This is a genomic window from Streptomyces sp. KR55 (assembly GCF_052245645.1).
Lineage (GTDB): Bacteria > Actinomycetota > Actinomycetes > Streptomycetales > Streptomycetaceae > Streptomyces > Streptomyces flavusporus.
Genome location: NZ_JBQQCE010000315.1, coordinates 1 through 11,528, shown reverse-complemented (window position 1 = coordinate 11,528; position 11,528 = coordinate 1). Strand labels below are relative to the sequence as shown.

The window sequence follows — 11,528 nt, the reverse complement described above, 5'->3', positions numbered from 1 at the left end:
CCAACACATCGACTTGGACTGACGGCCACTGCCCCGGTCGTCGCCGGGCCCGCCCTCCGGGCGGACGGCGGGCACCCGACGACAGGGCCTCGGGTACGGTTGGCCATAGCGGGGCTCGACCGAAACTGAGGGATTCATGGGACTCACCATCGGCGTCGACATCGGCGGCACGAAGATCGCGGCCGGCGTGGTCGACGAGGAAGGCAACATCCTCTCGACCTTCAAGGTGCCGACCCCCACCACGCCCGAGGCCATCGTGGACGCCATCGCCTCGGCGGTGGAGGGCGCACGCGCGGGGCACGAGATCGTCGGCGTGGGCATCGGTGCCGCCGGGTACGTCAACCGCCAGCGCTCGACGGTCTACTTCGCGCCCAACATCGACTGGCGCCAGGAGCCACTGAAGGAGAAGGTCGAGGCGCGCGTCGACCTGCCCGTCGTCGTGGAGAACGACGCCAACGCCGCAGCCTGGGGCGAGTACAAGTTCGGCGCGGGCAAGGGCCACCGCAACGTCATCTGCATCACGCTCGGCACCGGCCTCGGCGGCGGCATCATCATCGGCAACAAGCTGCGCCGCGGGCACTACGGCGTGGCCGCCGAGTTCGGCCACATCCGGATGGTGCCGGACGGCCTGCTGTGCGGCTGCGGCTCGCAGGGCTGCTGGGAGCAGTACGCCTCCGGGCGCGCGCTCGTCCGGTACGCCAAGCAGCGCGCCAACGCGACCCCCGAGAACGCCGAGGTGCTGCTCTCCCTCGGTGACGGCACCCCCGAGGGCATCGAGGGCAAGCACATCTCCATGGCCGCTCGCCAGGGCGACCCGGTCGCCGTCGACTCCTACCGCGAGCTCGCCCGCTGGGCCGGCGCCGGCCTCGCCGACCTGGCCTCCCTGTTCGACCCGTCCGCCTTCATCGTCGGCGGCGGCCTGTCGGAGGAGGGCGAGCTGGTCCTCGACCCCATCCGCAAGTCGTACAAGCGCTGGCTGGTCGGCGGCAACTGGCGCCCGGTCGCCGATGTCATCGCCGCCCAGCTCGGCAACAAGGCCGGCCTGGTCGGCGCCGCGGACCTGGCCCGCGAGCCCGACCCGATCATGTGACGCCGCAGTCCGGTACGACCGTGCCCGCCGAGCCCCGCCCGGGGACGGCGGGCTCCGTCGTATCTTGATCGCCATGGCGACGAGTCTGCTGCCCAACTCCGGTACCGGAGCCGACGGTTCGGCCGTGATCCGGGTGCTCAGCTACAACATCCGCTCCATGCGCGACGACACCGACGCGCTCGCCCGGGTGATCAGCGCCTGCGAGCCCGACCTCGTCCTCGTTCAGGAGGCCCCGCGGTTCTTCCGCTGGCGCAAGAAGCTGGCCCGGCTCGCGGCCGCGTCGGGACAGGTGATCCTCTCGGGCGGCGCCCCCGCGGCGGGGCCCGCCCTGCTGTGCTCCCTGCGCGCCACGGTCGAACGCACCGAGGACGTCCTGCTCCCGCTCACCCCCGGCCTGCACCGGCGAGGTTTCGCGACCGCGGTGGTCCGCTTCGGCGGCGCCCGCCTCGGCGTCCTGAGCTGCCATCTCTCGCTGCAGAAGGACGAGCGGTACGAGCAGGGCGGCATGCTCCTGGACCGGCTCGCCGGGCTGGGCGTCGAGCACGCCATCGCCGGCGGCGACCTCAACGAACGCCCCGGCGGACCCACCTTCCGACGCCTGGCCGACAGACTCCAGGACTGCTGGGCCGTCGCCCCCTGGGGCAGCGAGTACACCTCGACCCCGACCGACCCCCATCAGCGCATCGACGCGATCTTCGCGACCGAGGGCATCGAAGTCCTGGGCTGTGGGGTCCCCCCACTCTCGGCTCCGCTCGAGCGGGGGGACCCCCATGGCTACCCGGGGGTGACGGAGCGAGACCTGAGGGCGGCCACGGATCACCTTCCGGTCCTCGCCGCCCTCAGAATTCCACCGGCGTAAGCGGGTCAGACCACCGCGCCCCGACCCGGATCGTCATCGTCCTCGTCGTCCGTGCGCATCCGCATCACCAGCGTCGCGAAGCCGCCCAGGAAGCCGCCGATGCCGAGTGTGGTCAGCCACCACGTCATGTCCCAGCCGAGCAGCACCGCCAGCAGAAGCAGCACGGGGCCGCCGATCACACCCAGCCACGCGAACTTGGCGGTGGCGTCGGCGGACGGCAGCGGCGGCGGCTCCGGCGGCACGAAGTGGCCCTCGTCGTCCTCACCGAGGTCGTCGTCGGACGGCTCCTGCAGGCTGTAGTCGCGCGGGCCGCCGCTCACGCCGGGGGCGAAGCTGACGGAGCTGCCGAGCGGCTTGGGCGTCTCCGGCTTGGGCTCCGGCTCATTCTGGGCCGTGTCACCCTTGCTGCCCTTGCTGTCGTTGGTCTCGGGCTCCAGCAGCGCCAGGTCCTCGACCGACTTGAACGGCTTGGCGCCCGGCGGGTCCGGCGGCTCCTCCCCGTATCCGGCGACGATCGCCGCCCAGGCGGCCTCCTCGTCGAACGGCACGTTCTGCTCGCCGGGCTCGCGATGCTCCCGGTCCGGCCGGCCGGCGCGGTCCTCCCGCTCCTGCCGCTCGTCGCGCTCCTCGCGGTCCTCGCGGTCGGAGTCGTGCTCAGCCACCTGCCGCCGTCCCTTCCTTGCCGACACTGGGTGCGAGCCGGCCGATGAACGCGAGACTCTCCTCGAAGATCCGGTCCGCATCGTGGTCCAACGTCGCCACGTGGTAGCTCTGTTCCAGCAGCAGCTCCGTCACGTCCGTCGACGAGACCCGGCTGAGGATGCGCGCCGAGTCGGCCGGCGGCACCACATGGTCCTGCGGGCTGTGCAGAAGCAGCAGCGGCTGGGTGACCTGCGGCAACTCGCCGTCGACCAGGCGGAAGAAGGTCCGCAGGGAGTGCGCCGCGTGCAGCGGCACCCGGTCGTAGCCGATCTCCTCCATGCCCGGCTTGGCTATGTCGCTGGTGATGCCCTTCGTCGTCCGGACGAGATGCCGGGCCACCGGAAGGGCGTACGCCGACAGGCCGTGCACCTTGTTCCCCGGGTTGACGACCACGACGCCGCTGACCGCGTCCCCGTGCCTGGCGGCGAGCCGCAGGGCCAGGGCGCCGCCCATGGACAGGCCGAACACGAACACCTGCGCGCAGCGCTCGCGCAGGGCACGCAGCTCGCGGTCCACCTCGGCGTACCAGTCCTGCCAGCCCGTGAGCTGCATGTCCTCCCAGCGTGTGCCGTGCCCGGGAAGCAGCGGCAGGGCGACGGTCAGACCGTGCCCGACGAGATACTCCGCCCAGGGGCGCAGTGACTGGGGTGAACCGGTGAAGCCGTGGCAGAGCAGGACGCCGACCTCCCCGCCGTCATGGCGGTACGGCTCGGCTCCAGGAAGGACCGGCACCTTCGGTCTCCTGTTCATGAGAGGGGCGAGAACGAGTCCAGGTGCATCACCGTACGCGACCGCACTGACACCGACCAGGGCCGCCGGGCCCTCAGGGAGTGCCTGGCCCGGCTGCCGGGTTAAGGTCTGATCTACAGACACAGGAGGCACTCGGTTGTTGTACGGCGCGATGAAGGTTTCCGTCGGGGGCCCGCTGAAGCTCGTCTTCCGGCCCTGGGTGGAGGGCCTGGAGAACGTACCCGCCGAGGGCCCTGCGATCCTTGCGAGCAATCACCTCTCCTTCTCCGACTCGTTCTTCCTGCCCGCGGTCCTCGACCGCAAGGTCACCTTCATCGCGAAGGCCGAGTACTTCACCACCCCCGGCATCAAGGGCCGGCTGACCGCCGCCATCTTCAAGGGCCTCGGCCAGCTGCCGGTGGACCGCTCCGGGGCCCGCGGCGCGGGCGAGGCGGCGATCAGGAGCGGGATCGAGGTCATCGAGCGCGGTGAGCTGTTCGGCATCTATCCGGAGGGCACCCGCTCGCCGGACGGTCGCCTCTACCGTGGCAAGCCCGGCGGCCTCGCGCGCGTGGCGCTGGCCACCGGCGCGCCCGTCATCCCGGTCGCGATGATCGACACGGAGAAGATCCAGCCGCCCGGGAAGGTCATGCCGAAGCTGATGCGGCCGGGCATCCGCATCGGCAAGCCGCTGGACTTCAGCCGCTACCAGGGCATGGAGCACGACCGATTCGTACTCCGCGCGGTGACCGACGAGGTCATGTACGAAATCATGAAGCTCTCCGGCCAGGAGTACGTCGACATGTACGCGACCGCCGCCAAGCGGCAGATCGCGGAGGCGGCCAAGGCGGAGAAGGAAGCCGCCAAGGCGGCCAGGGCCGCGCTCGCGCAGGCCGAGAAGGAACAGGCGCAGAAAGAAAAGGATCAGGCCGACCAGTAGGAACAGGCCTTCCAGCAGGAACGGGCCGAGCCGGGGTGGGGGGACATGGCCAGGCGCGAGCGAGTCATGAGGATGTCGGTCGAGCAGCCGCTGTGGCGTGCGCTCATGGGCTACCGCGTCCTGACGATGGTGTACGCGATCGGGCTCTTCATCAGCGCGTACGACGAGGTCGCCCGCCCTCGGGTGGCCATCGCCTACTTCGCGGTACTGGCCGTCTGGACCCTGGCCACCCTGCCCAGGGTCGCGAGCGCCGCGAGCTGCACCAAGCCCTTCCTCACCGTCGACCTCGCCATCGCCCTGACCGGCATCCTGCTCACCCGGGTCGCCGAGACCCCCGAGCGGATCGACGCCAGTGCGCCGACCCTGCCGTCGATCTGGACCGCGGGTGCCGTGCTGGCGTTCGCGATCAAGGGGGGCTGGCGCTGGGCGGCCTTCGCCTCCACGCTGGTCGCCGCCGCCAACCTGGTCCACCGATCCGGCGTACCGACCCGCGACACCGTCCACATGGTGCTGCTCGTCTGGATCGCCTCCATCGCCATCGGCTACGTCGTCGAGGTCGCCCGCGCCTCCGAGCGCACCCTCGCCCGCGCCCTGGAGATCGAGGCCGCGACCCGGGAGCGGGAACGGCTCGCCCGGGACATCCATGACAGCGTCCTCCAGGTGCTGGCGATGGTGCAGCGGCGCGGAGCGGTGATCGGCGGTGAGGCGGCCGAGCTGGGCCGGCTGGCCGGCGAGCAGGAGGCGGCGCTGCGCACCCTGGTCTCCGGCGGGCTGGTGCCCGTCTCCCGGGTGTCGGAGGACGCCGCCGAGGGGGCGGTCGTACGCACCGTCGAGGAACCGGAGGACGACGGCCCGGTCGATGTCCGCGCGCTGCTCGTCCCGTACGCCGGCGCCCGGACCAGCCTCGCCGAGCCCGGCGCCCCCGTGCTGCTGCCGCCGACCGCCGCTCGGGAGCTGGCCGCGGCCGTCGCGGCCGCCCTGGACAACGTCCGCAAGCACGCCGGGGAGGACGCCCGGGCCTGGATCCTCGTCGAGGACGAACCCGACTCGGTGATCGTGACCGTACGCGACGACGGACCGGGCATCCCCGAGGGCCGGCTCGCCCAGGCCGAGGGTGAGGGGCGGCTCGGGGTGGCCCTGTCGATCCGCGGCCGGCTGCGCGATCTGGGCGGCACGGCCGAGCTGATCTCAACCCCTGGACAGGGCACGGAAGTCGAGCTGAAGGTACCGAAGGACACGACGATGGCGCGGGGGCGGCGATGAGTGAGCAACAGGGCACGATCAAGGTGATGGTGGTCGACGACCATCCCATGTGGCGCGATGCCGTCGCCCGCGACCTGACCGAGTCCGGCTTCGAGGTGGTCGCCACCGCGGGCGACGGCGAACAGGCGGTCCGGCGCGCCAAGGCCGCCGCGCCCGACGTTCTCGTCCTCGACCTCAATCTGCCGGCCAAGCCCGGCGTCCAGGTCTGCAAGGAGCTGGTGGCCCACAACCCCGCCCTGCGCGTGCTGGTCCTGTCCGCGAGCGGCGAGCACGCCGACGTACTGGAGGCCGTGAAGTCCGGCGCCACCGGCTATCTGCTGAAGTCGGCCTCCACCGAGGAGCTGCTGGACGCGGTGCGCCGCACGGCGGTCGGCGACCCGGTCTTCACACCGGGCCTCGCCGGACTGGTCCTCGGCGAGTACCGTCGCCTCGCCTCCGACCCGGTACCCGGCACGGGACCGGACACCGACGAGCCCAGGGCGCCGCGGCTGACCGAGCGCGAGACCGAGGTGCTGCGGCTGGTCGCCAAGGGCCTGAGCTACAAGCAGATCGCGGAACGACTGGTGATCTCCCACCGCACGGTGCAGAACCACGTCCAGAACACCCTCGGCAAGCTCCAGTTGCACAACCGGGTGGAGCTGGTGCGGTACGCGATAGAGCGGGGACTCGACGAGGAGTGAGCCGCCTGGGCTCCGAGGAGTGAGCCACGTGGCTCCAACCGCTGGGCCATTCCCCGGAATTGCCCGCACGGACCATGCCGTAGTGACCTGCATCACCATTAGCGTGCTTGCAGGGCATACGACCACCGCGGCGAAGGGACAATTCCATGCGGGTCGGAGTACTGACCGGAGGCGGCGACTGCCCCGGGCTCAACGCCGTCATCCGGGGCATCGTCCGCAAGGGCGTGCAGGAGTACGGCTATGACTTCGTCGGCTTCCGGGACGGCTGGCGCGGTCCGCTCGACGGTGACCTCATGCGCCTCGACATCCCGGCCGTGCGCGGCATCCTGCCCCGCGGCGGCACCATCCTCGGCTCCTCGCGCACGAACCCGTTCCAGCACGAGGGCGGTATCGCCCGGATCAAGGAGAACCTGGCCAAGCAGGAGGTCGACGCGCTCATCACGATCGGCGGCGAGGACACCCTGGGCGTCGCCGCGCGGCTGTCCGACGAGTACGGCGTGCCCTGCGTCGGGGTGCCGAAGACGATCGACAACGACCTGTCCGCCACGGACTACACCTTCGGCTTCAACACGGCGGTCGGCATCGCGACCGAGGCCATCGACCGGCTGCACACCACCGCCGAGTCCCATATGCGCGTCCTGGTCGTCGAGGTGATGGGCCGTCACACCGGCTGGATAGCGATCCACTCGGGACTGGCCGGCGGCGCCAACGTCATCCTCATCCCCGAACAGCGCTTCGACGTCGGCCAGGTGTGTGCCTGGGTGACCTCCCGCTTCAAGGCGTCGTACGCGCCCATCGTGGTCGTTGCGGAAGGGGCCATGCCGAAGGACGGCGACATGGTGCTCAAGGACGAGTCCCTCGACTCCTTCGGGCATGTGCGACTGTCCGGCGTCGGCGAGTGGCTGGCCAAGGAGATCGAGAAACGGACCGGCAAGGAGGCCCGCACCACGGTCCTCGGGCACGTCCAGCGCGGGGGCACCCCCAGCGCCTTCGACCGCTGGCTCGCCACCCGCTTCGGACTGCACGCCATCGACTGCGTCCGCGACGGCGACTTCGGCACGATGGTCGCTCTGCGCGGCACGGACATCGTCCGCGTCCCGATCGCCGAGGCCACGGCGCGGCTGAAGACGGTCGACCTGAAGCTGTACGAGGAGGTCGGGGTGTTCTTCGGCTGACAGCTCGTCAACTCACGGACGACACTGGAAGGAACGGGAGCGGCGGGGGAGCGGTATGGCGGATGGTGGAACGAGCTGGGGCTGCGCGCGCTGCTGGAGCGCAACGCCGACACACTCGCCACCGTCCGGCCCGCCGTACGCGACGGCACAGCTCTGCCCGCCCCGGATCCCGCCCAGGCAGGTGCGCTCACCGCGCCGACCCGGCCTCGACACAGCCGACGCTGCGCCCGCTCGCCGAGACGGCGGCGGACGTGGACGCCGCTGAGGCCGAAATCGCCGGGTCGCGACCCGGGGGTTCGCCGGAACGGCTGCGCAGGGGGTTGTAGGTCTCGCCGCAGCCTGCGGGCAGTCGTGCCTCCCCCAGTGTCTTGAGGGCCTGGGGGACCCCCAGGGCGATGGGGTCCCCCGCTCATGGGGTCCCCCCCGCGCGAGCGAAGCCGAGAGTGGGGGAGGGTGGCCGCAGGCGGCCCCCGCCCAGCGCCGGTAAGCGAACCACCCCCCGAGCACGCCCACCCACAGCCCCGTATATTCACCCCGTACGGCAACAATTCCGGTGAACCCCGGAGGGCACCCGTGGAGATCCTGGCCTTCGGCGTACAGGCCGACGAAAAGCCCCTGATCGAGCAAGCCTTCCAGGCCCACCACGAGGTCCGCTGTCTGGACGTCTTCCTCAACGAGGACACCGCCCCCATCGCGGCCGGCCACGAGGTGATCTCCACCAGCGTCAACGCCGACCTCGGCCCGCGCGTCCTGGAGGCCCTCGCCGCCGCCGGCACCCGCATGATCGCCCAGCGTTCCACCGGCTTCAACAACATCGACCTCACCGTCGCCGAACGCCTCGGCATGACGGTCGCCCGTGTCTCGTACTACTCCCCGTACGCGGTCGCCGAGTTCGCCTGGACCCTCGCCATGGCGGTCAACCGCCGTATCGTCCGCGCCTCCACCCGCACCCGCGACTTCGACTTCCGTCTCGACGGCCTGATGGGTCGCGACATGCACGGCCGCACCGCGGGTGTCCTCGGCACCGGCAAGATCGGCGAGGCGTTCGCCCGGATCGCGCACGGCTTCGGCATGCGGCTGCTCGGCTGGGACATCGCCGAGAACCCCGCGTGTATGCAGCTCGGCATGCGGTACGTCCCCAAGGAACAACTGCTCGCCGAGTCCGACCTGGTCACCCTGCACGTCCCCCTCATGCCGGAGACCCAGCACCTCATCGACGCGGACGCCCTGAAGACGATGAAGAACGACGCGATCCTGGTGAACTCCAGCCGTGGCGGCCTCATCGACACCGCCGCCCTCGTGCACGAACTGCGCGCAGGCCGCTTCACGGGTGTCGGCCTCGACGTGTACGAGGCGGAGGCGGGCCTGTTCTTCCTCGACAAGTCCCTGGAGGCCATCGAGGACGACACCCTGGCCCGCCTCGTCACCTTCCCGAACGTCCTGGTCACCTCCCACCAGGCGTACTACACGCAGGAGGCGGTCGGCCAGATCGTCGAGACGACGGTGCGCAACGTCCTCGACTACACGGCGGGCCGCCGCTCCGAGAACGTGCTGGTGCCGCGCAGCTGACCGACCAGCTCCTCCACGACCGCGGCGCCGTTCAGCGTCAGCACCGACTCCGGGTGGAACTGCACCCCGGCAAAGGAGGGCCCACGCAGCGCGTGCACCTCGCCGGTCGCGCTCCGGCTGAGCTCGACGCCGTGCGCGGCCAGCTCCCCGGCTGCCTCGTCGTCGCAGCGCGCCACGAAGCTGTTGTAGAAGCCGACGGTCTCGGCCCGCCCGAACAGGTCGATCGTCGTCTGCGCCCCCTGGTACGGCACGTCCTTCCGTACGATCTCCAGGCCCAGCTCGGCCGCGATCAGCTCGTGCCCGAGGCACACACCGAGCACACCGTGCCGGTGCTCCCTGATCACCTCGGCGGTGAGGTCCCGGAGAAACCGCATCTTGGGATCGGTCAGGTCGGACGGGTCACCGGGCCCGGGGCCGAGCACGAGCGGCCCCTCGTGCGCGAGCACGGCATCCCGCAGCCCCGGCTCGTCGTACCGCCGCACGGTGACCGTGAGCCCCGACGACTGCAGCACATGCGCGAGCATGGCCGTGAAGGTGTCCTCGCCGTCGACGACCAGCGCGTGGCCCGCCAGGGCGTCCGACCTCTTCTGCATCCGCAGCCAGAAGGGCGCGAGCGCGGCCCGCCGCCCGTCCAGCGCCGCCCGCACCCGAGGATCGTCGGCCAGCCGGGGCCGCGCCCGCTCCTCGCGCGGCCTGGACGGCCGTACCCCCAGAGCCGCCAGCACGCCCGCCGCCTTCGCGTGCGTCTCCGCGACCTCGCCCGCCGGGTCCGAGCCCCGTACCAGCGTCGCGCCGACCGGCACCCGCAGCCGCCCGTCCGCATCGATGTCGGCGGTGCGGATGAGGATGGGGGAGTCGAGGGTCTGGGCACCCCCGGTGTCGCGCCCCATCAGCGCCAGCGCACCGGCGTAGTAACCCCGCCCGCCGATCTCGTGCCGCTCGATGACCCGGCAGGCGTTCTGCACGGGTGAGCCGGTCACGGTCGCCGCGAACATGGTCTCCTTCAGCACCTCCCGCACATCCAGCGACGACCGCCCGCGCAGCTCGTACTCGGTGTGCGCGAGGTGCGCCATCTCCTTCAGCCGAGGCCCGACGACGACCCCGCCCATGTCGCCGACGGTGCACATCATCTTCAGCTCCTCGTCGACGACCATCGACAGCTCCTCGATCTCCTTGCCGTCGGCGAGGAAGCCGAGCAGGTGCTCGGGCGTCGGCCCTTCTGCGGGATAGCGGTACGTCCCGCTGATCGGGTTCATCACGACCGTGCCGCCCGACATGCGTACATGTACTTCGGGGCTGGCGCCGACCAGAGTGCGCCCACCCGTCTCCCACCCCCGCCCTTCCAAGGAAGGCCCTTCGGGCCCTTTTTGATTTCCGGTGTGCACGACAAACGTCCAGTACGCGCCCCGCTCGCCCTCGAGGAGCCGCCGGAAGAGAGCGAGGGCATCGGCCCTGCCGAACCCCGGGATCCGGCCCCCGTACGTCCGCCGGATCACGAAGTTCGCGCCCTCGCCCCGCCCGATCTCCTCCCGCAGCACACGCCCGACGATCTCCGCGTACTCCTCGTCGCCGACGTCGAACCCGCCGCCCTCGACCCGCACCTCGTGCGCCGGGAGCCGGGTCAGGGCCTCGGCGAGCGGGATCTCGTACGTCTCCTCCGGCGTCAGCGCCACCAGCGGCGTGCCGTCGTCGCGGACGTCGAAGCCGCGCTCGCGGATCTGGCGGAAGGGCACCAGGGCCAGGCCCTCGTCGGGGAGGTCGGCGAGCCGGTCGTACGTCCTGACCGGGCCGAGCAACAGCTCCACCACGTCGTGGTCGTGGCCGGGAGCACGGCGGCGGAGCAGAGCGAAGGGGCGGGGATCGTCGAGCAGTTCGAGCAGGTTCACGGGAGCTCCTTCTCTGAGGGTCTCTGAGAGAGGAGCGGCCCGGTCGCGAAAACACCGAAGGCCGCCCCTCGGGCGGCCTTCGCGAAGTCTTGCGTACGCGCAGTCAGTGGGCCGCCGGAGAAGCGGTCCACCACCAGGTCTGGTGCGAGTGCGCGAACATGAGCCGAACCCTACCCCATGTCCGCAGACCGTTACTGGCGTCTCATTTGCTGGGCACGGGGCCGGAAGCCGGACATCACCCCGTAATGTTGACGTCGTGACCGTGAACGCTAAGACCAGCGCCAGCGCTGGCAACACCTGGCGAAACCTGCCCGCGGCGCAGCAGCCCGAGTACCCCGACGCCGAGGCTCTGCGCGCAGTGATCGCGGACCTCGAGTCGTATCCGCCGCTCGTCTTCGCGGGCGAGTGCGACCAGCTGCGCGCCCGGATGGCGGCCGTCGCCAAGGGAGAGGCGTTCCTCCTCCAGGGCGGCGACTGCGCCGAGGCCTTCGACGCGGTGTCCGCGGACCAGATCCGCAACAAGCTCAAGACCCTGCTCCAGATGGGTGCGGTGCTGACGTACGCCGCGTCCGTGCCCGTCGTGAAGGTGGGCCGGATCGCCGGCCAGTACTCCAAGCCGCGCTCCAAGCCGACCG

The 11,528-nt window shown here is 71.1% G+C and carries 12 protein-coding genes; 8 read left to right on the top strand and 4 right to left on the bottom strand.

Features of this window, described 5'->3' with window-relative positions; genetic code table 11:
- The first annotated feature begins 136 nt into the window (after window positions 1-136).
- A complete protein-coding gene (locus ACTWQJ_RS34945; protein WP_129797446.1) occupies window positions 137-1,090 on the top strand; it encodes an ROK family glucokinase in 954 nt (317 codons plus the stop codon).
- Window positions 1,091-1,163: 73 nt separating this feature from the next.
- Window positions 1,164-1,949 carry an endonuclease/exonuclease/phosphatase family protein gene (locus ACTWQJ_RS34940; RefSeq protein WP_443310481.1) on the top strand — a complete coding sequence of 262 codons (786 nt, stop codon included), beginning with the start codon at window positions 1,164-1,166 and terminating at the stop codon, window positions 1,947-1,949.
- Between the two features lie 5 nt (window positions 1,950-1,954).
- Here ACTWQJ_RS34940 and ACTWQJ_RS34935 read toward each other — a convergent pair whose 3' ends face one another.
- Both ACTWQJ_RS34935 and ACTWQJ_RS34930 read right to left on the bottom strand, forming a co-directional pair.
- Complete coding sequence (locus ACTWQJ_RS34935) at window positions 1,955-2,611, bottom strand: hypothetical protein (RefSeq protein ID WP_443310480.1); 657 nt, start codon at window positions 2,609-2,611, stop codon at window positions 1,955-1,957.
- Window positions 2,604-3,383 (bottom strand): alpha/beta hydrolase, encoded by a 780-nt coding sequence (locus tag ACTWQJ_RS34930; RefSeq protein WP_443310479.1) that lies wholly within the window; start codon window positions 3,381-3,383, stop codon window positions 2,604-2,606. The genes ACTWQJ_RS34935 and ACTWQJ_RS34930 overlap by 8 nt, the downstream gene beginning before the upstream one ends.
- A 169-nt stretch (window positions 3,384-3,552) precedes the next feature.
- On the opposite strand from ACTWQJ_RS34930, the gene ACTWQJ_RS34925 reads away from it, so the two are divergent.
- The 5 genes from ACTWQJ_RS34925 (at window position 3,553) to ACTWQJ_RS34905 (ending at window position 9,007) form a co-directional block, all read left to right on the top strand.
- The gene (locus ACTWQJ_RS34925; RefSeq protein WP_443310478.1) at window positions 3,553-4,320 is read left to right on the top strand and encodes a lysophospholipid acyltransferase family protein; all 768 of its coding nucleotides are present in this window, start codon (window positions 3,553-3,555) and stop codon (window positions 4,318-4,320) included.
- A gap of 45 nt (window positions 4,321-4,365) precedes the next feature.
- Entirely contained in the window at window positions 4,366-5,583 is a 1,218-nt protein-coding gene (macS, locus tag ACTWQJ_RS34920) for a MacS family sensor histidine kinase (protein ID WP_443310477.1), read from the top strand.
- On the top strand, window positions 5,580-6,263 hold the full coding sequence (locus ACTWQJ_RS34915) for a response regulator (RefSeq protein ID WP_443310476.1): 684 nt from the start codon (window positions 5,580-5,582) through the stop codon (window positions 6,261-6,263). Before macS ends, ACTWQJ_RS34915 begins: the two co-directional genes overlap by 4 nt.
- A 146-nt stretch (window positions 6,264-6,409) precedes the next feature.
- On the top strand, window positions 6,410-7,438 hold the full coding sequence (locus tag ACTWQJ_RS34910; RefSeq protein ID WP_443310475.1) for a 6-phosphofructokinase: 1,029 nt from the start codon (window positions 6,410-6,412) through the stop codon (window positions 7,436-7,438).
- A gap of 573 nt (window positions 7,439-8,011) precedes the next feature.
- The gene (locus ACTWQJ_RS34905) at window positions 8,012-9,007 is read left to right on the top strand and encodes a 2-hydroxyacid dehydrogenase (protein ID WP_443310474.1); all 996 of its coding nucleotides are present in this window, start codon (window positions 8,012-8,014) and stop codon (window positions 9,005-9,007) included.
- Here the strand turns inward: ACTWQJ_RS34905 and ACTWQJ_RS34900 are convergent.
- Window positions 8,959-10,893 (bottom strand): anthranilate synthase family protein, encoded by a 1,935-nt coding sequence (locus ACTWQJ_RS34900; protein ID WP_443310473.1) that lies wholly within the window; start codon window positions 10,891-10,893, stop codon window positions 8,959-8,961. The two genes, ACTWQJ_RS34905 and ACTWQJ_RS34900, sit on opposite strands and share 49 nt — an antisense overlap.
- 103 nt (window positions 10,894-10,996) lie before the next feature.
- Window positions 10,997-11,053, bottom strand: a complete 57-nt coding sequence (locus ACTWQJ_RS34895) for a trp operon leader peptide (protein WP_129797546.1) — start codon at window positions 11,051-11,053, stop codon at window positions 10,997-10,999.
- 96 nt (window positions 11,054-11,149) lie between these two features.
- On the opposite strand from ACTWQJ_RS34895, the gene ACTWQJ_RS34890 reads away from it, so the two are divergent.
- A partial coding sequence (locus tag ACTWQJ_RS34890; protein WP_443310472.1) for a 3-deoxy-7-phosphoheptulonate synthase occupies window positions 11,150-11,528 on the top strand: 379 nt, incomplete at its 3' end.